A 23318-nucleotide genomic window follows, 5' to 3' on the forward strand; every position below is an offset into this window, starting at 1 on the left:
GGCCGCGCAACCCTCCAGGTCACGCAGGTGGGTGAAGCCTGCGTCCCTTCGGCGGTCTGTCCCGGATCACACACCCGCCGCCCGATATGGTGTGCGGCGGCTCAGGGACGGCGCGCGGGCTCCTCGCCCAGCAGGCCCGTCCCACGAGGCCGAGCCCGGCACGACGGAGGAGCAGCTCGGAATGTCGATCGCACCGCACCGGGCGCACCGCGTCGCACCGCCCAGCGTCCCCTCCGGCCGCGTCACCCTCCAGGCCCCGCCCGAGATCCAAGCCTCCGACGGGGTGAGCGGGCTCCTGGCCACCATGCTCCCCATGCTGGGCAGCGTCGGCTCGATCGTCTTCGTCGCCGTCTCCTCCCCCGGCCCTCGCGGGATGATCGCGGCCGGCATGTTCCTCGTCGCGTCACTCGGGTTCGTGGGCGTCAACGGCTGGCGCCAGCGCTCGCAGCACCAGGCGCAGGTGGTCGGGGCCCGGCGCGAGTACCTGGCCTACCTGGCCGACCTGCGCGGCACCGTGCGCCAGGCGGCGCGCCAGCAGCGCCGGGCCGCGGAGTGGGTCATGCCGGACCCGAGCGCGCTCGCCGTGGTCGCCGAGGAGGGCAGCCGGGTGTGGGAGCGCGGGCCCGACCACGACGACTTCCTGATGGTCCGCGTGGGCCAGGGCGCCCAGCCGCTGTGCCTCGAGCTCGAGGCCCCCGAGACCGCCCCGCTCGCCCAGCTCGACCCCGTCGCGGCCTCGGCCGCCCACCGGTTCCTGGTGACGCACCGGGTGCAGCGGGACGTGCCGGTGGGCGTCGACCTGCGCTCGGTCGCTCGCGTCGAGGTCACCGGTGGCGAGGACGAGGCGCGCGCGCTGGCCCGCGCCCTCGTGAGCCAGGCCGCGGTCTTCCACTCCCCCGAGCACCTGCAGATCGCGGTCCTCACCAGCGAGCGCAACGCCGCGGCGTGGGACTGGGCCAAATGGCTCCCGCACACCCACTCGGCGCGCGTGCGGGACGCGGTGGGGCCCGCACGGATGATCGGCACGGCGCTGACCGACATCGAGGGGCTGCTCCCCGAGGACCTGCGGGAGCGGCCGCGCTTCGGGCCGGGCGCCGAGCCCTCCTCGCCCCACGTGCTCGTGGTGGTCGACGGCGGCCACGTGCCCGGCGGCAACGCGATCCTCACCCCCGACGGCGTGCTCGGCGTCACGGTGCTCGAGCTGCCCGAGACCTGGGCCGACCTCGACACCCCGAGCACCCTGCGCTTGGGCTTGGGGGTCGCCCCCGCGTCGGGGCCGAACGCCGGACGGGCGCCCATGGAGGTCCTGCGCGTCGGACACGAGCCCTACCGCGTGGTCGCCGACCAGCTCGCGGCCGCCGACGCCGAGGCCGCCGCGCGTCGCCTCATGCCGCTCCACATCGAGCAGGGCCCCGCGCGCGCCGACGGCGCCACCACGTCCTCCGAGCTGACGGACCTGCTCGGCATCGGCGACATCCGCGACCTGGACCTGGGCCTCACGTGGCGGCCCCGGCTGCCCCGGGACCGGCTCCGGGTGCCGATCGGGCTCACCATGCAGGGACAGCCCATCGCGCTCGACATCAAGGAGTCCGCGCAGCAGGGCATGGGCCCCCACGGCCTCATCATCGGGGCGACCGGCTCGGGCAAGTCCGAGGTCCTGCGCACCCTGGTGCTGGCGCTCGCGCTGACCCACTCGTCGGAGGACCTCAACTTCGTCCTCGTCGACTTCAAGGGCGGCGCCACGTTCGCCGGCATGGCAGACATGCCGCACGTGTCCGCGATCATCACGAACCTCGGCGAGGAGCTCACGCTCGTCGACCGCATGCAGGACGCCCTGCAGGGCGAGATGGTCCGCCGTCAGGAGCTGCTGCGCGCCGCGGGGAACTTCAGCAACGTCACCGAGTACGAGAAGGCCCGGGCGAACGGGCGCACCGACCTGGACCCGCTGCCCGCGCTGCTCATCGTGTGCGACGAGTTCTCCGAGCTGCTCTCCGCCAAGCCCGAGTTCGTCGACCTGTTCGTGACGATCGGACGGCTGGGGCGCTCGCTGCAGATGCACCTGCTGCTGTCGTCGCAGCGTCTCGAGGAGGGGCGGCTGCGCGGGCTCGAGTCGCACCTCTCCTACCGGATCGGGCTGCGCACGTTCTCGGCGGCCGAGTCGCGCACCGTGCTCGGCGTGCCCGACGCGTACACGCTGCCGTCAGTGCCCGGCATGGGGTTCCTCAAGCCGGACACCACCACCATGGTCCAGTTCCGCGCGGCCTACGTCTCGGGGCCGCCCCCGGCCCGCCGGCGCGCGGCGCACGCGTCCGGGCCCGCGGGCCCGGCCCGCCTCGAGCCGTTCACCGCGGCGCCTGTGCTGAGCCTCGTGTCCCCGGTCAGCGCGGCCCCCGCGGAGGCCCCCGTCGAGGAGTCCGACGAGCGCGCCACCTTCGACATCGCGGTCGAGCGCATGCGCGGCAAGGGCCCAGCGGCACACCAGGTGTGGCTGCCGCCGCTCGTCGTGCCGAGCACCTTCGACCAGCTCATGCCCGACCTCGTCGCCGACCCGCGGCTCGGGCTCGTCTCCCCCACGTGGCGGGCCGCGGGCGACCTGACCGTCCCGCTCGGGATCGTCGACCGGCCCCTCGAGCAGCGCCGGGAGAACCTCACCGTCTCGCTGGGGGGCGCCGGTGGGCACCTGGCCGTCGTGGGCGGGCCGCGCACGGGCAAGAGCACCCTGCTGCGCTCGGTGGTGACCGGCCTGGCGCTGACCCGCACCCCGCAGGAGGCCCAGGTCTACGTCCTCGACTTCGGCGGCGGCACGTTCAGCCCGCTCGCCCGGCTCCCCCACGTCGCCGGTGTCGCCGGACGCTCCGAGCCCGACGTGGTCCGACGTGTCGTGGCGGAGCTGCGCAGCCTGGTGGACGCCCGCGAACAGTACTTCCGGGCGCACGGCATCGACTCGATCGAGACGTATCGCGCCCGCCGCCTCGAGGGCCGCGCCGACGACGGGTACGGCGACCTGTTCCTGGTGGTCGATGGTTGGGGGACGGTCCGCGCCGAGTTCGACGAGCTCGAGCCCGAGCTGCAGGCCCTCGTCGGGCGCGGCCTGACGTACGGCCTGCACCTGCTCGCCTCGGGAGCCCGGTGGATGGACTTCCGAGCCCAGGTCAAGGACCTCCTCGGCACCAAGATCGAGCTGCGGCTGGGCGACCCTGCCGACTCGGAGATCGACCGCAAGATCGCGGTCGACGTCCCGAAGGACCGGCCCGGGCGGGGCCTGGCGATGTCCCGGCACCACGTGCTCGCCGCCCTCCCCCGCATCGACGGCTCGCCCGATCCGGCGACCCTCGGCGCGGGCGTCGACCACCTGGTCGACGCGGTGGCCGCCGCGTGGCACGGCGCCCCCGGCCCCAAGCTCCGCCTGCTCCCCGAGCAGGTCACGCTCGACCAGGTGCGGACGCTCGCCCAGCACGACACCAGCCGGCTGCTGCTCGGGATCGACGAGGCCCGCCTCGCCCCCGTCGGCATCGACCTCGCCGAGGAGAGCCACCTGTACGCGTTCGGCGACGGCGGATCGGGCAAGTCCGCCCTGCTGCGAGCCGTCGCCGAGGAGGTCCGCCGCGTGTGGACCCCCGACGGCGCGCAGATCTTCGCCGTCGACCTGCGCCGCTCATTGCTCGGCGAGATCCCCGGCGAGTACCTCGCGGGCTACCTGACGACCCAGGAGCAGGCCACCGAGGAGATCGCCGCGCTCGCCGCGTACCTGCGCGGGCGGCTGCCCGGGCCCGACGTCACCCCCGAGCAGCTGCGCGCGCGCTCGTGGTGGACGGGCGCCGAGGTGTTCGTGCTGGTCGACGACTACGACCTGGTCGCCACCAGCGCCGGCAACCCGCTCGCGCCGCTCGTCCCGCTGCTCGCCCAGGCCGGCGACGTCGGCCTGCACCTGGTGCTGACCCGGCGCACCGGCGGCGCCGGGCGGGCGATGTACGAGCCCGTGCTGCAGGCGCTGCGGGACCTCGCCGCGCCAGGGCTCGTGCTCGCGGGGAGCCCCGACGAGGGCGCGCTCGTGGGCGCCGCCCGCCCGACGCCGGGTGTCCCCGGTCGCGGGCAGCTCGTCACGCGCGACGGCGGCCGCCAGGTGGTCCAGCTCGCGTTCAGCGCCCCCACGCACTGAGCGCGGGGCGGGTCGGGCGCCCAGGCCCAGGCAGTCAGGTCAGGCAGTCAGGTCAGGCGCTCAGGTCACGCGGGGCGTCGACCACGACGGCGGTGACGTTGTCCCTGCCCCCGGCGGCGACGGCGGCCGCGACCAGCGCGTCCGCCGCGTCCTGCGGGTGCGGGTACGAGCGCAGCAGCCCGGCGATCACCGTGTCGTCGAGCTCTCCGGTGAGCCCGTCCGAGCACACGAGCATCCGATCGCCCTGCTCGACCGGCACCAGCAGGTAGTCGACGGCCAAGGACGACGTCGCGCCGAGGGACCTGGTCAGGACGTGGCGGCGTGAGTGGCGCAGCGCCTCCTCCGGGGAGATGTGGCCCTGGTCGACGAGCTCCTGCACCTCCGAGTGGTCGACGCTCAACTGCTCGATCACGTGGCCCTGCAACCGGTACGTGCGCGAGTCGCCCAGGTTGAGCACCAGCCAGTGCGGCGCCCCCTCGTGCTCGGTGAGGACGACCCCGGCCACGGTCGTGCCCGGGCTGCGCCCCAGCGTCGGCGGCAGTGCCTGCAGCCGGGCGCGCGCCGCCTCGAGCCTCTCCTGCACGTCCCGCGCGGTGACCTCCGGCTTCCCTGCGAGGCGTGCGAGCGCGCGGGTGGCGGCCGCGCTCGCGACCTCCCCCGCCTCGTGCCCGCCCATCCCGTCGGCGACGGCGAAGACGGGCTCGGCCGCCACGTAGCTGTCCTCGTTGGACGCCCGGCGCGTCCCGACGTCGGTCGAGGCGCCCCAGACCGGCCCGTCGGCGCTCATCGCGCCTCCACCCGGAACGCCCGCTCACCGAAGCGCACGACCCACCCGGGCGCCACGTGGGCCCGCACCCCGGCGGGCAGCGCCCGCATGACGCCGTCTGGGGAGACGATGACCGTGCCGTTGGTCGATCCACGGTCGACGACCCACAGCCCGCCGGGCTCGGGACCGAACACGAGGTGCAGCTTGGAGATCGACCTCGACGGGTCGTCGATCGCCATGGCGTGGGCGAGGGAGCCACCGTCGGCGCCGTGCGGGTGACGTCCCACCGCGCCGTCGCCCGACACCGCGATGCTCTCGCCGGTGTCGAACACCAGCCAGATCTGGGTGGCCAGGGTGACCGGCGAGGAACCCGACGGCGGCCGGGGACCCGAAGCGTCTTCGCGGGCGGCCGCGGATGCGGGCGCCGGAGCCGGTGGGGAGACGGGCGTGGGCGGCAGGGCGTCGGGAGCGGGCGTCGGCTCCTGCCCCGACGCGGCCGGACGCGCCGCGCTCGGGGTGGGCGCTGTCAGCGTCCGCTCACGTCCCACGGGATCGCGCCTCAGCACCATGGTGCCGGCGGCCTTGTCGTGCCAGCCACGCTGAGTCGGCGAGGCGTCCCACGCCCCCGAGCCGGCCACCACGTAGACGCCCACAAGCGGGACCACCGAGCCCAGCCCTTGCACCACGGCGCGCAGTATGACGCGCCCGAGGCCCGCGGGCAGCCCAGTCGACGAGGCGACCGTGCGAATGCCGACCAGCAGGTTCCCGACGGTGAGCCCGGTGCGGGCCTCGGCGGCCCACTGGGCCATGACGGCCACGGCCATGGCCGTACCGGCGGCGATCGGCGCGGGCACGGCGCCGTCACCCGCGCCGATCAGCCCGGCGGCGGCGAACGCGACGGCGCCGATCGCGCACACGAGCACCTGGTCGATGGCGAGCGCTCCGATCCGGGCGCCCACCGGAGCCACCTCGCGCGGGGAGACCGTGAGGACGCCCGGCCCCGCCGACCGCTGCCCTGCGCCGGACGCCGCCGCGCCCGTGCCCGACGCCGCGGCGACGCTGCGCCGCGTCGCGACGGGCGTAGGCAGGGCGGGCACAGGCAGGGCGGGCGAGGGGACGTCCGGCGACGACGCGACGGCGTGCCCGGGTGGGAGCCGGGGAGCAGGCGCCCCGCAGGCCCCGCAAAACAGCGCGTCGGGCGCGAGCGGGACGTCGCACGTGAAGCAGGCCACCGACTCGGGCGTCGCTCGTGCGGTCATCGTCCCTCCCGTCGGGGTGTGCGAGGCGTGGGCCTCAGGAGGCGCGATCCACGAGCGACTCGGCGAAGGACACGAGCGCGTCCTTGACCGGCCCGGCGGGCAGCGGGTCCAGCTCGGCCACAGCGGCCTGCACCAGGGCGATCGCCTGGGCACGCGTGTCCTCGACCACCGGATGGGTGCGCAGGGCCGCCACGGCCCTGGCGAGGTCCTCGTCCGAGGAGAGGTCGCCGTCGAGCATCGCGACGAGCTCGCGCTCGGCCTCGGTGCCCTCAGGCGAGGACGCCCGGCGGCGCAGCAGCAGCACCGGCATCGTGGGGACGTGCTCGCGCAGGTCGGTGCCGGGCGTCTTGCCGGTGACGCTGGCGTCGGACGTGAGGTCGATGACGTCGTCGGCCAGCTGGAACGCCACGCCGACCTTCTCCCCGAAGCTCGTCACGATCTGCACGGCGTCGGGCCGGCAGCCGGCGAACATCGCGCCGAAGCGGGCCGACGTCGCCACGAGCGAGGCGGTCTTGTCGGCCAGGACCTGCAGGTAGAACTCGACCGGGTCCTCCCCCGCGGCAGGGCCCACGGTCTCGTGCAGCTGGCCCAGGCACAGTCGCTCGAACGTGGTGGCCTGGATGCGCACGGCCTCCGGGCCCAGCCCCGCAACCATGACCGACGCCCGCGCGAACAGCAGGTCTCCGGTGAGGATCGCGACCTGGTTGCCCCAGACCTCGTGCGCCGCCGGGGCTCCGCGCCGCACGGGCGCGGAGTCCATGACGTCGTCGTGGTAGAGCGACGCCAGGTGCGTGAGCTCCACGACGACCGCCGCGTCCAGCACCTCGCGCCGGCCGCCATCCCCGAGCTCCGCCGCGAGCAGCGTCAGCAACGGCCGCAGCCGCTTGCCGCCGGCGTTGACCAGGTGGCGGGAGGCGTCGTCCGCCAAGGTGTCGGCGTGCGCGACGGCGTCGCGCAGCCGTTCCTCGACGAGGGAGAGCCGCCCCGTCAACAGCTCCGCGAGAGCCGGGTCGGTCAGCGGGAGGGAGGTTGCAGAGCTCACGGGATGAACTTAGCCGCCTCGGCGACCAGATCGAGAACCGGGGACGGCGCCACACCGAGCGCGATGGTGATCACGGCGCACGCTGCGACCGCCACCGCCGTGAGGCCCTGGGCGGACACGACCGTGGTGGTGGACGTGGCGGGCGTCCCGTCGGCCGCCTCCTCGGAGCCCGCGGGGGCCGTGAAGAACATCAGCACGATGATCCGCACGTAGAAGAACACCGCCGCCGCCGAGGCGAGCACGCCGATCAGCGCCAGCGGCCAGGCGCCACCGGCCACCGCCGCCGAGAAGACCGTGAACTTCCCCATGAAGCCCGCGGTCAGCGGGATGCCCGCGAAGGACAGCAGGAACAGCGTGAAGGTGAGCGCCGTCCACGGGTGCGTGCGGCCGAGGCCGGCCCACTGGGACAGGTGCGTGGCCTCGCCGATGACGACACCGCTGTCCGCCGCGCCGTCGACCGTCGCCTCGGACCCGTCGCCGTCGCCCGCGGCGACCGCGACCGCCACGGGGGCGACGCTCCGCTCACGGACCAGCGAGACGATGCCGAAGGCGCCGACCGTGGCCGCGCCGTACGCGATCAGGTAGAACATGACGCCCGCGATGCCCTCGGCGTTCAGCGCGATGACGCCCGTCAGCACGAAGCCGGCGTGCGCGATCGACGAGTAGGCGAGCATCCGCTTCATGTCCGTCTGGACGAGCGCGGCGATCGTGCCGACCACCATCGTGAGGATGGCGACGGCCCACATGCCGACCTCGAGGTCCCACTCGAGCCCGGGCATCACCACGTAGAACACGCGCAGCAGGGCGCCGAAGGCCGCGATCTTGGTGCCGGCCGCCATGAACCCGGTGATCGGGGTCGGGGCGCCCTGGTAGACGTCGGGCGTCCACTGCTGGAACGGGACGGCGCCGACCTTGAAGAGCAGGCCCACCAGCACCAGCACGGAGCCCACGATGAGCAGCCCGTCGAGGCCCGTGACCGTCTGCGTCGCGGCAGCGATCTCGGCGTAGCGCAGCGAGCCGGAGAACCCGTACAGCAGCGCGATGCCGAACAGCAGCAGCGCCGAGGCGAAGGACCCCAGCAGGAAGTACTTCATCGACGCCTCCTGGCTCAGCAGGCGACGGCGGCGCGCCAGCCCGGTGAGCAGGTACAGCGGCAGGGAGAGCACCTCGAGCGCGACGAACAGCGTGAGCAGGTCGCCCGTGGCGGGGAAGATCAGCATGCCGCCGGTGGCGAACATCAGGAGGGGGTAGACCTCGGTCTGTTGCAGCCCCTTGCGCAGGGCCACCTCCTCGTAGTCCGACCCGGGGATCGCGGAGGCCTGGGGCGCGAACGCGTCCTCGCCCCCACGGGTCCGGTCGGCCACCACGAGGATCGACAGCAGCGCGAGGATGGCGATGGTGCCCTGCATCACCACGGTGGGGCCGTCGACGATCACGGACCCGCCCAGCACCACGGTGCCGCCGGTGTCACGGACGTCGGCCCAGAGCAGCGCCGCGGCGACGAGCGCCCCCGCGGTCGCCAGCAGGGCGATGGCGAGCTGGATGACGCGGCGGTGCTGCCGGGGCGCGAACGCCTCGACGAGCACGCCGATCACACCAGCGCCGAGCACGAGGATGATCGGCGTGAGCTGGGCCCAGGCGATCTCCGGTGCCGTGAAGGCCGCGTTCACTTGTCACTCCCCTCGGTCGCCGCGCTGTCGTCGACCAGCACGGTCGACGGCACGTCCTGCATTCCCACCTGGTCCAGCGTGATCTGCGCCGGCTCGTTGACGAACTCGAGCGCGGGCGCCGGGTAGAAGCCGACCACGAGCATGAGCGCGATCAGCGGTCCCACCGCCCACCGTTCATGGGCGTTCAGGTCCGGCATGGTCTCCAAGCCGTCCCGCACCGGGCCGGTGAAGATCCGCTGGTAGGTCAGCAGGATGTACAGCGCGGCGAGCACCACGGCGAACGCGGAGACCACCGCGGCCGGGCGGTCCCGGGCGAAGGTGCCGATCAGCACCATGAACTCGCTGACGAAGGTCGACAGGCCCGGCAGCGACAGGGCCGAGAGGCCCGCCACCAGGAACGAGCCGGCGAGCACTGGCACGACCTTCTGCAGACCGCCGAAGTCGGCGATCTTGCGCGAGCCGCGCCGCGAGATCAGGTACCCGGCGATCAGGAACAGCGCGCCGGTGGAGAGCCCGTGGTTGACCATGTAGAACGACGAGCCGGCGACGCTCAGCGACGTGAAGGCGAAGATCCCCAGCACGATGAAGCCGAAGTGCGAGACCGAGGTGTAGGCGATGAGCCGCATCAGGTCCTGCTGCGCGATGGCGAGCAGCGCGCCGTACAGGATCGAGATGACGGCCAGCACGATGATCACCGGCGCGGCCCACGTCGACGCGTTCGGGAACAGCGGCAGGCACAGGGTCAGCATCCCGAAGGTGCCGACCTTGTCCAGCACGCCGACCAACAGCACCGAGGTGCCCGCGGGGGCCTGCTCGGCGGCGTCGGGCAGCCACGTGTGCACGGGGAACATGGGCGCCTTGATCGCGAACGCGAGGAAGAACGCCACGAACAGCCAGCGCTCGACGCCCACCGGCAGGTCGAGGCCGGCCAGGTTCTCGGTGAGGAAGCCCTGCGGGCCTCCCGGGCCCTCGAGGTAGAGCGCGATGACGCCCACGAGCATCACCAGGCCGCCGGCCAGCGAGAACAGCAGGAACTTCACGGCCGCGTAGCGCCGGCGCACCCCGCCGAACTGCCCGATCAGGAAGTAGACCGGGATCAGCATGGCCTCGAAGAGCACGTAGAACAGGAAGACGTCGCGCGCCGCGAACACCGCGACCATGAACACCTGCGTGAGCAGGATCAGGGCCATGTAGTGGCGCAGCTGGCCGCTGACGACCTCCTTGGTGCTGCCCTGCTCGTTCCAGGCCGCGAGCAGCACCAGCGGCACGAGGACGACGGAGAGCAGGATCAGGAGCAGCCCGACGCCGTCGACGCCCACCGCGTAGCTGACCCCCAGGGCGGGGATCCACGAGTGGGTCTCGACGAGCTGGTGCACGCCGGCCTGGGCCGTGTCGAAGGACAGGACCGCGCCGACGGCGAGGGCGACCTCAGCGAGGGAGAAGCCGAGCGCGACAGGCCGGACGAGCCGACGACGCGTGGCAGGGAGGGCCCAGACCGCCGCGGCTCCGAGGAGCGGCAGGACGATGAGGGCTGTGAGCCAGGGGAATCCGGAGGACATCGACGCTGCTCTCTCTCAGATCCGGGGGGCCATGACGGCGACGACGAGGACAACCAGCCCGATGAGCATCGACGCGGCGTACTGCCGCACGAAGCCCGTCTGGAGCTTGCGGACCGCGTCTCCGCTGCGGACCACGAGCCGGGCCAGGCCCGAGAACCCGCCGTCCACGACCTGGCGGTCGAGGTAGACGAGCGATCGGGTCAGGTGCTGGCCGGGCTCGACCAGCAGCGCGTCGTTGACCGCGTCCTGGTACAGGTCCGCGCGGGCCGCGCGGGTGAGCACCGAACCAGGTGGTGGGGTGACGGGCACAGGGGAGGCGGCGTACTGGCGCCAGGCGAGCACCAGTCCGACCACCACGAACAGCATGGTGAGGGTGATGATCAGCCACACCGGCAGCACGGGGGCCTCGTGCGCGGCGTGGCCGGTGACCGGCTCGAGCCACGTCTGGAAGCCGCCGGCCACCAGGAGGCCGCCGAGCGCCACCGAGCCGATCGCGAGCACGATCATCGGCACCGTCATCAGGCGCGGCGACTCGTGCGGGTGCTGCTGCTCGCCGTCGGCCTTCGGGGCCCACCGGCGCTTGCCCTCGAACGTCATGAAGAACATCCGGGACATGTAGAACGCGGTGATGCCCGCGCCGATCAGCGTGACCGTGCCGAACACCCAGGCACGCCACTGGGCGCCGTCCACCGGGACGAAGGCCGCCTCGATGATCCGGTCCTTGCTGAAGTAGCCGGAGAACGGCGGGATGCCGAGGATGGCGAGCCAGCCGAGGCCGAACGTCACCCAGGTGATCCGCATGTACCGGGCCAGCCCGCCGAAGCGGCGCATGTCGACCTGGTCGTCCATGCCGTGCATGACGGACCCGGCGCCCAGGAACATGCCGGCCTTGAAGAAGCCGTGCGTGACCAGGTGGAAGATCGCCAGCGCGTAGCCGATCGGGCCGAGCCCGGCCGCGAGGATCATGTAGCCGATCTGCGACATGGTCGAGGCCGCGAGGGCCTTCTTCATGTCGTCCTTGGCGCAGCCGACGATCGCCCCGAAGAGCAGCGTGATGGCGCCGATGATCACCACGACCAGGCGCGCGTCCGGGGCGCCGTCGTAGATGACGCCGGAGCGGACCACCAGGTAGACGCCGGCCGTGACCATGGTCGCGGCGTGGATCAGCGCGGAGACGGGCGTGGGGCCCGCCATCGCGTCACCGAGCCAGGACTGCAGCGGGAACTGCGCCGACTTGCCGCACGCGGCGACCAGCAGCACGAGGCCCATCGCGGTCAGCGTGCCGGTGGACGCCGCGGGGACGCCCGCCTCGACGGCGGAGAAGCTGACGCCGCCGAACGTGGAGAACATCAGCATGAGCGCGACCAGGAGGCCGATGTCGCCGATCCGGTTGGCGATGAACGCCTTCTTGGCGGCCACCGCGTAGGGCAGCTTGTGGTTCCAGAACCCGATCAGCAGGTACGAGGCCAGGCCCACGCCCTCCCATCCGACGAACAGCAGGAGGTAGCTGTCGGCCAGGACCAGCAGCAGCATCGCTGCGACGAAGAGGTTGAGGTAGGCGAAGAACCGGCGCTTGTCCGGGTCGTGCTCCATGTAGGCGATCGAGTAGACGTGGATCAGCGAGCCGACGAACGTCACCAGCATCACGAAGGTGAGCGACAGGGGGTCCAGCCGCAGGCCCGCGCTGAGGTCGAACGAGCCGACGGATATCCAGTCGAACATGTGCAGGTCGAGGACCCGCTCGTCGGCCGGGCGGCCGAGCAGGCCGATGATGGTCAGCAGGCCGACCACGAAGGCGCCCGCGGACATCGCCACGGCGAACCAGGGGCCCCAGCGGTCGGATCGGCGCCCGGCCAGCAGCAGGACGGCCGCGCCGAGCAGCGGGAGCACCACCATCAGCGGCGCGAGCGCGAACACTCCGCCGTCGATGGCCTGCGCCGCGGCGGCGGGGGTCTCGGTGAGCAGGGCGAGGGGGGTCAGGGTGTGCACGTGCCGGCCCTCAGCTCTTCAGCAGGTTGGCGTCGTCGACCGAGGCCGAGCGACGGGTACGGAAGATGGCCACGATGATCGCGAGCCCGATGACGACCTCGGCGGCCGCGACGACCATCACGAAGAACGCCATCACCTGGCCGCTCAGGTTCCCGTGGATGCGGGCGAACGTCACGAGCGCGAGGTTGGTCGCGTTGAGCATCAGCTCGATGCCCATGAACGCGATGATCGCGTTCCGGCGCACCAGCAGGGTGGCGGCCCCGATGCTGAACAGCAGCGCTGACAGCACCAGGTAGTGGGTGAGGGTCATGGCGTCTCCTCCGTGCCCCGCGGTGTGGTGATCGGTGTGGTGGGGCCGGACGTCTCCCCGACGTCACCTGCCTCCTGCACAGGCGGGCCGACCTCGGCGCCGCCGCTGAACGGCTGGATCTCCGCGCGGTAGCCGGCGGTGCCGGCCTCCTGCCCGCGGATGCGCAGCACGCGCGACACGGAGGACGGGATGGGCCGGCCCTGCGGGTCGAGCGCGGGCACGTCCATCGCGTTGTGCCGCGCGTAGACGCCCGGCGCCGGGTGCGGGGTGAGCGAGCCGCCGCCGATCACGCGGGCCTCCGAGCGCTCCCGCTGCCCGATGCGCGGGATGAGCCGCTGGCGGTGCGTCAGGACGAGCGCGCCGAGCGCGGCCGTGACCAGCAGCGCGCCGACGACCTCGAACGAGAACACGTACTGGCCGAAGATGATCCGTGCGACGCCCACCGGGTTGGAGTCGGCGTTCGCCTGCTCGAGCCCGACGGGAGGGCCGTAGCTGGCGCGGCCGACGACGCCCACGAGCACGCTCGCCAGGCCGATGCCGGCCAGGATCCCGATCCAGCGCTGACCGCGTAGCGTCTCGACCAGGGAGTCCGAGGCGTCGACGCCCACGAGCATCAGCACGAACACGAACAGCATCATGATCGCGCCGGTGTAGACGACCACCTGGACCACCCCGAGGAAGGGCGCGTCCTGCGCGACGTACATGAACGCGAGCGAGATCATCACGAGCACCACCGCCATCGCGGCGTGCACGGCCTTGCGGGCGAACAGCAGGCCCAGCGCGGCGATGACCATGACGGGTGCGAGCACCCAGAACAGCACGGCTTCACCCGTGGTCGTGACGCCGCTGTCGGTGAGGACCGTCGGCAGCACCGAGGCGAGGGGGCTCATCGGTTCTCCGGGTTGTGGGCGTGGGCCAGGCGCTCCGCGGCGCGCTCGGCGCCGGGCAGGGTCGGGTCGTCGGGGCGGTGCTCGGCGACCCACTCGACCTGCGCGGGGGCGGGGCCGGTGATCTCGCCGCGGTAGTACTCGGTGTCGGTGGCGCCAGGGGCCATCGGGTGCGGCGCCGCGAGCATCCCGTCGAGCATCGGGGCCAGCAGGTCCTTCTTCTCGAAGATCAGGCCCTCACGGGTGGGGCCCGCCAGCTCGAACTCGTTGGTCATCGTCAGGGCGCGCGTGGGGCACGCCTCGATGCACAGCCCGCAGAAGATGCAGCGCAGGTAGTTGATCTGGTAGACGCGGCCGTACCGCTCCCCCGGCGACATCTGCACGCCGGGCGAGTTGTCCGCGCCCTCGACGTAGATCGCGTCCGCGGGGCACGCCCACGCGCACAGCTCGCAGCCGATGCACTTCTCGAGCCCGTCCGGGTACCGGTTGAGCTGGTGCCGCCCGTGGTAGCGGGGCTGCGGCGGGACCTTCTCGTACGGGTACTGCTCGGTGATCACCGGGCGGAACATGTTCGAGAACGTGACGCCGAAGCCGCCGACCGGGGCCAGCACCTCCCGGATGCCCGAGCGGGTCGGGATCAGGGACTCGTAGGCGCCGGGGGCCGCGACCTCGCCGCCGCGCTCGCTCGGCGTGACGTCCTTGGGCTGGTCAGCCACGATGCGCCTCCTGGGTGACCTGGGGGGTCTCGGTCTGGTCGCCCGCGCTGCGTGAGCGGCGCGGGGACGGGGGCAGAGCCTGGCCGGGCAGCGGCGGGACGGGGTAGCCGCCGGCGAAGGCGTCGATGACCACGGGGTCCTCGACGGTGCCGCGCGGCGGCCCGTCAGGCTCCGGCGTGGGCTTCTCGGGGATGAGGAACGAGATGCCGACGGCGACGATCACGACGCCCGCCAGCACGAACAGCACCGTGTTCAGCTCCAGGTCGGTGAACTGGCGCACGCCCTGGACCACGGACACGCACACCACCCAGCCGAGCGCGACGGGGATGAGCACCTTCCAGCCGATCTTCATGAACTGGTCGTAGCGGAAGCGCAGCACCGAGCCGCGGATCCACACGAACACGAACATGAGCATCCAGATCTTGGCGACGAACCACAGCACCGGCCACCAGCCGGTGTTGAACATGCCGTCGTTGATCCAGGAGATGGGCCACGGGGCGCGCCACCCGCCGAGGAACAGGGTCGTCGCCACCGCGGAGACGTTGAGCATGTTGATGTACTCCGCGAGGAAGAACCACGCGAACTTCATCGACGAGTACTCGGTCATGTAGCCGGAGACGAGCTCGCCCTCGGCCTCGGGGAGGTCGAACGGGAGCCGGTTCGTCTCGCCCACCATCGCGATGATGTAGATGACGAAGGCCGGCAGGAGCGGCAGGAACCACCACACCTGCGTCTGCGAGTCCACGATCTGCGACGTGGACATCGAGCCGGCGATGATGAACACGCTGACCAGCGACAGGCCCATCGCGAGCTCGTAGGAGATCACCTGGGCGGTGGACCGCACCGAGCCGAGCAGCGGGTACGTCGAGCCGGAGGACCAGCCGCCGAGCACGATGCCGTACACGCCCACCGACGCGCAGGCCAGGATGTAGAGCACCGCGACCGGGAAGTCGGTCAGCTGCAGCGGCGTCATGATGCCGAACATGCTCACGCTGGGGCCGAACGGGATGACCGCGAAGGTCAGCAGCGAGCAGAACACCGCGATCATCGGCGCGACGATGTAGACGAGCTTGTCGGCCGCCTTGACGGTGATGTCCTCCTTGAACAGGAGCTTCATCGCGTCCGCGACCGGCTGCAGCAGGCCCACGGGCCCGTGCACGTTGGGGCCGGGCCGCACCTGCATGCGGGCCACGACCTTGCGCTCGAACCAGATGGCGATGAGGACGCTGACCAGCAGGAACACGATGATGGCGACGGCCTTGAGGAGCCAGATCCACCCGTTGTCGTTACTGAAGTCAGCCACCGTCGGGTCGCCGGTCGCCGCGGGGAGCGCCGCCCCCACTGCACTGAGCAGGCTCATGCCCGCACCTCCGCGTCCGTGACGTCGTTCTCGGTCCCGGGAGCCAGGCGCACCAGGGCGCCCGGTCCGGCGTGCAGGGACTCGCGCACGGCGGACCCGGGCGAGTTGGTGGGCAGCCAGACCACGTGGTCCGGCATGTCGGTGACGACCACGGGCAGCTCGATCGTGCCGGCGTCGGTGCTGACGGCCAGGAGCCCTCCATCGACGACGCCTGCCCCTGCGGCGGTCGCCGCGGAGATCCGGGCCACGGGCCGCTTGGCGGTGCCGGCGAGGAACGCCTCGCCGTCCTGCAGGCGGCCCGAGTCGAGCAGCATGTGCCAGGTGGCGAGGACCGCGTGGCCGGGCGCCACCGCGGGCGGCTCGGCCGGGGCGGTGGCGGGGGCGTCGACCCGGGCGCCGTCCCAGGCGCCGAGCTGGTCGAGCTCGGCGTGCACCTGGGCCAGCGTGCCGACGCCCAGGGTGACGCCCAGGGCGTCGGCCAGGCGGTCGAGCACCCGGTGGTCGCTCACCGCGGTCGAGGTCAGCGCCTGCGGGAAGGGACGCGGGCGCCCCTCCCAGGTGACGAACGTGCCGCCCTTCTCGACCGGCGGCGCCACGGGCAGCACCACGTCGGCCACGGCGGTGACCTCCGAGGCGCGCACCTCGAGGGAGACGACGAACGGCGTGGCGCTCAGCGCCTCGCGGGCGGCCGCCGGGTCCGGCAGGTCGCGCAGGTCCACGCCGCCGACCACGAGCGCCCCGAGCGCGCCCGTGCGGGCGGCCTCGAGGATCTGGGTGGCGGTGCGGCCAGGGGTGGCGGGAAGCTCGGCGACGTCCCAGGCGGCGGCGACGTCGACCCGGGCGGCGGCGTCCGCGACCGGCCGGCCGCCGGGCAGCAGGCTCGGCAGCGCGCCGGCCTCGACCCCGCCCCGCTCCCCCGCGCGGCGGGGGATCCAGGCGAGGCGTGCGCCGGTGCGCTCGGCGAGGCGCAGCGCGGCGGTGAGCCCGCCGGGGACCGCGGCGAGCCGCTCCCCCACCAGGATCACGGCGCCGGGCAGGGCCAGGTCGGAGGCCAGGGCGCTCAGGGTCGGCACGTCGGAGGAGGGCTCGACCGCGTCGAGCACCTCGGCCTCGGTGCCGGGGGCGGCCGTGACGAGCGTCCCGTCGAGGCGCTCGAGGCCACGGCTGGCGAACGGCGCGACGGCGACCACGCGGGTCGTGCCGCCGACGACGCCCTTGCGCAGGCGCAGGAAGGTGATCCCGGCCTCCTCCTCCGCCTCGAGGGCGGCGAGCAGGACGACGGGCGCCTTCTCCAGGTCGGCGAACGTGACCTGCATCGCGCGGCCCGCGACGTGGTGGCCCAGGAAGGCGTCCTCCTCGGCGGACAGCGGCCGGCTGCGCAGGTCGACGTCGTTGGAGCCGAGGGCGACACGGGCGAACTTGCCGTACGCGTAGGCGTCCTCGAGCGTGATGCGGCCGCCGGGCAGCACGCCCACGCCCGCGGCCGAGCCGTCGCCGGCGGCGAGCGCGGAGCGGAGCCCCTCGGCCGCGACGTCCAGCGCCTCGACCCAGCTCGCGGGCCGGAGCTCGCCGGTGGCCTCGTCGCGGACCATCGGGGTGGTGATGCGGTCCGGGGCGGACTGCCAGGTGAACGCGAAGCGGTCCTTGTCGGTGATCCACTCCTCGTTGACCGCCGCGTCCTCGCCCGCCAGGCGGCGCAGCACGACGCCGCGACGGTGGTCGACGCGGATCGCGGAGCCGCACGAGTCGTGCTCGGAGACGCCGGCCGTGGACACCAGGTCGAACGGGCGGGCCCGGAACCGGTACGAGGCGCTGGTCAGCGCGCCCACCGGGCAGATCTGCACGGTGTTGCCGGAGAAGTACGACGCGAACGGCTCACCGGACTCGTCCTCCTCGGCGGGGCCCACGGGCACGTCGCCGCGCGGGGCTCCGGCCGGGGCCTCGAAGCCGAGGACCTCGGGGGCGAACCGGCCGATCTGCTGGTTCGCGCCGCGCTTCTGCAGGTCGATGAACGCGTCGCCCGCGATCTCCTTGGAGAACCGGGTGCAGCGCTGGCACAGCACGCAGCGCTCCCGGTCGAGCAGGATCTGCGTGGAGATCGCGATCGGCTTGGGGAACGTCCGCTTGATGTCCACGAACCGCGTCGTCGCGCGCCCGTTGGTCATGGCCTGGTTCTGCAGGGGGCACTCGCCGCCCTTGTCGCACACCGGGCAGTCGAGCGGGTGGTTGATGAGCAGCAGCTCCATCACGCCGTGCTGGGCCTTGTCGGCCTCGGGCGAGGTGTGCTGCGTCTTGACCTGCATGCCGGGGGTGGCCTCGAGCGTGCAGGAGGCCTGCGGCTTCGGCATCTTCGCGAGCTTGCCGTCGCGGCCGGGCGCCCAGACCTCGACGAGGCACTGCCGGCAGGCCCCTGCGGGCGCCAGCAGCGGGTGGTCGCAGAACCGCGGGATCTGGATGCCGACCTGCTCGGCGGCCCGGATGACGAGGGTGCCCTTGGGCACCGCCACCTCGAGGCCGTCGATCGTGAAGGTCACCGCGTCGGCGGGCGCCGGCGTGGCGCCGCCCGCGCCCTGGGCCGCGGCGTCCGAGCCGGGCTTCGGTGTCGTGATGGTCATGCGTGGACCCCCGCCAGCTGCCCGGCCGGACGGCGCGGGGTGTAGGTGAACTTCGAGCTGCGCTCGGGCGGGAAGAGCTCGTCGGCCGGCGTGTGCGTGCCCGCCTCGAACTCCTCCCGGAAGTACTTGATCGCCGAGGTGATGGGGCTGGTGGCCCCGTCGCCGAGCGCGCAGAACGCGCGGCCCAGGATGTTGTCGCACAGGTCCAGGAGCAGGTCGATGTCCTCGCTGGTGCCCTTGCCCGCCTCGATGCGGCGCAGCACCTGGGCGAGCCAGAACGTGCCCTCACGGCACGGCGTGCACTTGCCGCAGGACTCGTGCTTGTAGAACTCGGTCCACCGCGTCACGGCCCGGACCACCGAGGTGGTCTCGTCGAAGATCTGCAGCGCGCGCGTGCCCAGCATCGACCCGGCGGCTGCGACGGACTCGTAGTCGAGCGGGATGTCGAGGTGCTCGGCCGTGAAGATCGGCGTCGACGACCCGCCGGGCGTCCAGAACTTCAGCTCGTGGCCCTCGCGGATGCCGCCCGCCATCTCGAGCAGGCGGCGCAGCGTGATGCCCAGCGGGGCCTCGTACTGCCCGGGCCGCTGCACGTGGCCGGAGAGCGAGAAGATGCCGAAGCCCGGGGAGCGCTCGGTGCCCATCTCCCGGAACCACTGCGGGCCGCCCTTGAGGATGGCGGGCACCGAGGCGATGGTCTCGACGTTGTTGACGACCGTGGGCCGCGCGTACAGGCCGGCGACGGCGGGGAACGGCGGCTTGAGCCGCGGCTGGCCACGACGGCCCTCGAGGGAGTCGAGCAGCGCCGTCTCCTCGCCGCAGATGTAGGCGCCGGCGCCGGCGTGGACGGTGATGTCCAGGTCGAAGCCGGACCCCATGATGTTCTTGCCGAGGTAGCCGGCCGCGTAGGCCTCCTCGACCGCGCGCATCAGCCGGCGGTAGACGTGCACCACCTCGCCGCGCAGGTAGATGAAGGCGTGCGAGCAGCCGATGGCGTAGGACGTGATGATCGCGCCCTCGATGAGCAGCTGCGGGCTGGCCATCATCAGCGGGATGTCCTTGCAGGTGCCCGGCTCGGACTCGTCCGCGTTGATGACCAGGTAGCGGGGGCCGCCGTCGGGCGCGGGCAGGAAGCCCCACTTCATGCCCGTGGGGAACCCGGCGCCGCCACGGCCGCGCAGGCCGGAGTCCTTCACCGCGGTGATCACGTCGCCCGGGGCCTGCGCGAGCGCCGCCCGGAGCCCGGCGTAGCCGCCGCCGTCCAGGTAGGCCCGCATCGTCCAGGACTGCTCGACGCCCCAGTCCTTGGTCAGGACGGGGGTCAGGGTCGTCACGTCGCTCATCACGACTCCTTGGCCTGGTCGGAGGTCTGCTTCTTCTGCTGGGCCGCAGCGGAGGAGTCGTTCGCCCCGGTGGGCGTGCGCTGGGCGCTCGACTGCTGGGCGCCGACCTCGGGCGCGGAGCCGCCCGACGCCGAGGCGGTGGGCGTCGTGGTGTCGGGCTCCGCGCCGCCCTCGCCGGGGAGCGGCGGGGCCGCCCAGCCCTCGGCCGCGGCGAGCACCGTGCCACGCTCGGTCTCCGGGCCAGCGCTCGGGCCCTCGTCGGCGAGGCCGTCCGGGAAGCCGGCGAGCACCCGCGAGACCTGCTTGAACGAGCAGATCTTCCCCGGCCCGCGGGTCGACGCGACGGGCTCGCCCGCGCGCAGCTTGTCCACCGTCTGCACCGCGGACTCGGGGGTCTGGTTGTCGAGGAACTCCCAGTTGACCATCACCACGGGCGCGTAGTCGCACGCCGCGTTGCACTCGATGCGCTCGAGGGTGACCTTGCCGTCGGCGGTGGTCTCGTCGTTGCCGAGGTCCAGGTGCTCGCTGAGCTCCTCCCAGATGGCGTCGCCGCCCATGATCGCGCACAGCGTGTTGGTGCAGACGCCCACGGTGTACTCGCCGTTGGGCCGGCGCTTGTACTGCGAGTAGAACGTGGCCACCGCGGACACCTCGGCGGCCGTCAGGTCCAGCGTCTCGGCGCAGAACGCGATGCCGGCGGGGCTGACGAAGCCGTCCTCGCTCTGCACCAGGTGCAGCAGCGGGAGCAGGGCCGAGCGGGCCTGCGGGTAGCGGGCGATGACGAGCGCCGCGTCGGCGGAGAGCCGCGCGTGCGTCGCGTCGTCGTACCGGGCTGCGGGGCGCGCCGTGCCGGCGGGCCGCTCGCTGTTCTCGACGGACATCAGCGGTCCACCCCTCCCAGGACGGGGTCCAGCGAGGCCACCGCGACGACGACGTCGGCCACCTGGCCGCCCTCGCACATCATGGAGACGGCCTGCAGGTTGTTGAACGACGGGTCGCGGAAGTGCGCCCGGTACGGCTTGGTGCCGCCGTCGGAGACGAGGTGGACGCCCAGCTCGCCGCGCGGGTGCTCGACCGAGACGAAGGCCTGGCCGGCGGGGACCCGGAAGCCCTCCGTCACCAGTTTGAAGTGGTGGATCAGGGCCTCCATCGAGGTGCCCATGATCTCCCGGATGTGGTCGAGCGAGTTGCCCATGCCGTCCGACCCGATGGCGAGCTGCGCGGGCCAGGCGATCTTCTTGTCCTCGACCATGACGGGGCCGGGGCCCATCGCCTGGAGGCGCTCGACCGCCTGCTCGATGATGCGGATCGACTGGTAGCACTCCTCGAGCCGCAGCACGACACGCGACCAGGCGTCGGCGTCCGTGGACGTCGGGATGTCGAAGTCGTAGGTCTCGTAGCCGCAGTACGGCTCGGCCTTGCGCACGTCGTAGGGCAGGCCCGTGGACCGCAGGACCGGGCCCGTGATGCCGAGGGCCATGCACGCCGGCAGCCCCAGGTAGCCGACGCCCTTGAGGCGCGCCTGCAGGATCGGGTTGGCGAGCATCAGGTCCTCGAGCTGCCCGAAGTCCTTCTTCATCACGGTGATCGCGTCCCGCACCGCGTCCAGGGCGCCCGGGGGGATGTCCTGCACGACACCGCCGGGGCGGATGTACGCGTTGTTCATGCGCAGGCCGGTGATCAGCTCGAAGACGCGCAGCACCTGCTCACGCGCGTTGAACCCGACGATCATGATCGTCGTGGCGCCCAGCTCGTTGCCGCCCGTCGCGAGGCACACCAGGTGCGAGGCGATGCGGTTGAGCTCCATCATCATCACGCGGATGACGGTGGCCCGCTCCGGGATGTCGTCGGTGATCCCGAGGAGCTTCTCCACGGCCAGGCAGTAGCCGGCCTCCTGGAAGATGTTCGCCACGTAGTCCATGCGGGTGCAGAACGTGACGCCCTGCGTCCAGGACCGGTACTCCATGTTCTTCTCGATGCCGGTGTGCAGGTAGCCGATGCCCGCGCGGGCCTCGGTGACCGTCTCGCCGTCGATCTCGAGCATGAGCCGGAGCACGCCGTGGGTCGACGGGTGCTGGGGGCCCATGTTGACCACGATGCGCTCGTCGCCGAGGCGCGCGGCCTCCTCGGCGATGTCGGACCAGTCGCCGCCGGACGCCTCGAAGGACGGGATGCCCGTCGCCTCGTCGTCGACGATGTGGCCCGTCGCGGTGGGGGGACCCTGGTGGGTGCTGTGGGTGGACATCAGCTGTACGACCTCCGCTGGTCCGCGGGCGGCACGGTGGCGCCCTTGTACTCGACCGGGATGCCCCCGAGGGGGTAGTCCTTGCGCTGGGGGTGCCCCGGCCAGTCGTCGGGCATCTCGATGCGCGCGAGCGCCGGGTGACCGTCGAAGACGATCCCGAAGAAGTCCCAGGTCTCGCGCTCGTGCCAGTCGTTCGCCGGGTAGACCCCGGTGGTCGAGGGCACGTGCGGGTCGCCGTCGGGGACGGCGACCTCGAGGCGCAGGCGGTGGCTGTGCGTCACCGACACCAGGTGGTAGACCGCATGCAGCTCGCGGCCCGTCTCGTGCGGGTAGTGCACGCCGGACACGCCCAGGCTGAGCTCGAAGCGCAGGTCCTGGTCGTCGCGCAGCAGCTGGCACACCTCGACGATGTGCTCGCGGGCCACGTGCAGCGTGAGCTCGCCGCGGTCCACGACCACGGACTCGATCGCCGCGGCGAAGCCGGTGCCCGAGGCGTCGAGCAGCTCGATGAGGATGTCGACGGCCTCGTCGAACCAGCCGCCGTAGGGACGCTCGCTCGCGCCCGGCAGGGCGACCGTGGTGACCAGGCCGCCGAAGCCGGAGGTGTCGCCCGATCCCGGGCCGCCGCCGAACATGCCGTGGCGCACCTCGATGACCTCGGGCTCGGGCGAGCCGATCGGCCCGATGTTCTGCGAGCCGCCCTCGAGGGCCGCCTCGCTCGTGCTCTGCGCGGCCAGCGACGCGGACGTCGCCGTGTCGCCGGGCTTGGCGGCCGCGGCGGCGTCGACCTTCTCGGCGGAGGGCTCGGGGGACTTCCCCTCGGGCGCCCCGGACTTCTCACTCATGCCAGCAGGCCCTTCATGTGGGACGTCGGCGTGGCCGCGAGGGCCGCGGCCTCGGCGGCACGGGCCGCCTCCTTGCGGTTCACGCCGAGCGGCTCCGCCTGGATCTGCTCGTGCAGCGCGAGGATCGCGTTGATGAGCATCTCGGGGCGCGGCGGGCAGCCGGGCAGGTAGATGTCGACGGGCACGACGTGGTCCACGCCCTGCACGATCGCGTAGTTGTTGAACATCCCGCCCGACGAGGCGCACACGCCCATCGACAGGACCCACTTGGGCTCGGGCATCTGGTCGTAGACCTGCCGCACCACGGGGGCCATCTTCTGGCTCACGCGGCCCGCGACGATCATCAGGTCGGCCTGGCGCGGCGAGGCGCGGAAGACCTCCATGCCGAACCGGGAGATGTCGTAGCGGCTCGTGCCCGTCGCCATCATCTCGATGGCGCAGCACGCGAGACCGAAGGTGACCGGCCACAGCGAGCCCTTGCGGAAATACCCGACGAGGTTCTCGACCGTCGTCAGCAGGAACCCCGAGGGGGCTTCTTCGATACCCATGTCAG

At 72.7% G+C, this 23318-nt stretch carries 17 protein-coding genes; 1 reads left to right on the forward strand and 16 read right to left on the reverse strand.

Annotated elements, in window-relative coordinates; all coding sequences use genetic code 11:
- The first annotated feature begins 181 nt into the window (after positions 1-181).
- On the forward strand, positions 182-4159 hold the full coding sequence (gene eccCa / locus NP064_RS13960; protein ID WP_227570256.1) for a type VII secretion protein EccCa: 3978 nt from the start codon (positions 182-184) through the stop codon (positions 4157-4159).
- A gap of 52 nt (positions 4160-4211) precedes the next feature.
- Here the strand turns inward: eccCa and NP064_RS13965 are convergent, their stop codons facing one another.
- The 16 genes from NP064_RS13965 to NP064_RS14040 are packed head-to-tail and all read right to left on the reverse strand — an operon-like array spanning position 4212 to position 23313.
- A complete protein-coding gene (locus NP064_RS13965; protein WP_227570255.1) occupies positions 4212-4946 on the reverse strand; it encodes a PP2C family protein-serine/threonine phosphatase in 735 nt (244 codons plus the stop codon).
- Positions 4943-6184 (reverse strand): RDD family protein, encoded by a 1242-nt coding sequence (locus NP064_RS13970; protein WP_227570254.1) that lies wholly within the window; start codon positions 6182-6184, stop codon positions 4943-4945. The genes NP064_RS13965 and NP064_RS13970 overlap by 4 nt, the downstream gene beginning before the upstream one ends.
- 34 nt (positions 6185-6218) lie before the next feature.
- Entirely contained in the window at positions 6219-7226 is a 1008-nt protein-coding gene (locus NP064_RS13975) for a polyprenyl synthetase family protein (RefSeq protein ID WP_227570253.1), read from the reverse strand.
- On the reverse strand, positions 7223-8896 hold the full coding sequence (nuoN, locus tag NP064_RS13980) for an NADH-quinone oxidoreductase subunit NuoN (RefSeq protein WP_227570252.1): 1674 nt from the start codon (positions 8894-8896) through the stop codon (positions 7223-7225). The genes NP064_RS13975 and nuoN overlap by 4 nt, the downstream gene beginning before the upstream one ends.
- A complete protein-coding gene (locus tag NP064_RS13985) occupies positions 8893-10455 on the reverse strand; it encodes an NADH-quinone oxidoreductase subunit M (RefSeq protein WP_227570251.1) in 1563 nt (520 codons plus the stop codon). Before NP064_RS13985 ends, nuoN begins: the two co-directional genes overlap by 4 nt.
- 15 nt (positions 10456-10470) lie before the next feature.
- Complete coding sequence (nuoL, locus tag NP064_RS13990; RefSeq protein WP_372456404.1) at positions 10471-12444, reverse strand: NADH-quinone oxidoreductase subunit L; 1974 nt, start codon at positions 12442-12444, stop codon at positions 10471-10473.
- A gap of 10 nt (positions 12445-12454) precedes the next feature.
- Entirely contained in the window at positions 12455-12754 is a 300-nt protein-coding gene (gene nuoK / locus NP064_RS13995; protein WP_227570250.1) for an NADH-quinone oxidoreductase subunit NuoK, read from the reverse strand.
- Entirely contained in the window at positions 12751-13644 is an 894-nt protein-coding gene (locus tag NP064_RS14000) for an NADH-quinone oxidoreductase subunit J (RefSeq protein ID WP_227570249.1), read from the reverse strand. Before NP064_RS14000 ends, nuoK begins: the two co-directional genes overlap by 4 nt.
- Entirely contained in the window at positions 13641-14357 is a 717-nt protein-coding gene (nuoI, locus tag NP064_RS14005) for an NADH-quinone oxidoreductase subunit NuoI (RefSeq protein WP_372456403.1), read from the reverse strand. The genes NP064_RS14000 and nuoI overlap by 4 nt, the downstream gene beginning before the upstream one ends.
- Positions 14350-15717, reverse strand: a complete 1368-nt coding sequence (nuoH, locus tag NP064_RS14010; protein WP_227570248.1) for an NADH-quinone oxidoreductase subunit NuoH — start codon at positions 15715-15717, stop codon at positions 14350-14352. Before nuoH ends, nuoI begins: the two co-directional genes overlap by 8 nt.
- Complete coding sequence (locus NP064_RS14015) at positions 15714-18332, reverse strand: NADH-quinone oxidoreductase subunit G (RefSeq protein WP_227570247.1); 2619 nt, start codon at positions 18330-18332, stop codon at positions 15714-15716. The genes nuoH and NP064_RS14015 overlap by 4 nt, the downstream gene beginning before the upstream one ends.
- Positions 18329-19675 (reverse strand): NADH-quinone oxidoreductase subunit NuoF, encoded by a 1347-nt coding sequence (nuoF, locus tag NP064_RS14020; protein WP_227570246.1) that lies wholly within the window; start codon positions 19673-19675, stop codon positions 18329-18331. Before nuoF ends, NP064_RS14015 begins: the two co-directional genes overlap by 4 nt.
- Complete coding sequence (nuoE, locus tag NP064_RS14025; RefSeq protein WP_227570245.1) at positions 19675-20556, reverse strand: NADH-quinone oxidoreductase subunit NuoE; 882 nt, start codon at positions 20554-20556, stop codon at positions 19675-19677. Before nuoE ends, nuoF begins: the two co-directional genes overlap by 1 nt.
- Entirely contained in the window at positions 20556-21920 is a 1365-nt protein-coding gene (locus tag NP064_RS14030; protein ID WP_227570244.1) for an NADH-quinone oxidoreductase subunit D, read from the reverse strand. The genes nuoE and NP064_RS14030 overlap by 1 nt, the downstream gene beginning before the upstream one ends.
- Complete coding sequence (locus NP064_RS14035; RefSeq protein WP_227570243.1) at positions 21920-22765, reverse strand: NADH-quinone oxidoreductase subunit C; 846 nt, start codon at positions 22763-22765, stop codon at positions 21920-21922. The genes NP064_RS14030 and NP064_RS14035 overlap by 1 nt, the downstream gene beginning before the upstream one ends.
- Positions 22762-23313, reverse strand: coding sequence for a NuoB/complex I 20 kDa subunit family protein (locus tag NP064_RS14040; RefSeq protein WP_227570242.1), 552 nt, complete (start codon positions 23311-23313; stop codon positions 22762-22764). The genes NP064_RS14035 and NP064_RS14040 overlap by 4 nt, the downstream gene beginning before the upstream one ends.
- Positions 23314-23318: the final 5 nt, after the last annotated feature.

It is taken from the genome of Cellulomonas chengniuliangii, assembly GCF_024508335.1.
Classification (GTDB): domain Bacteria; phylum Actinomycetota; class Actinomycetes; order Actinomycetales; family Cellulomonadaceae; genus Cellulomonas_A; species Cellulomonas_A chengniuliangii.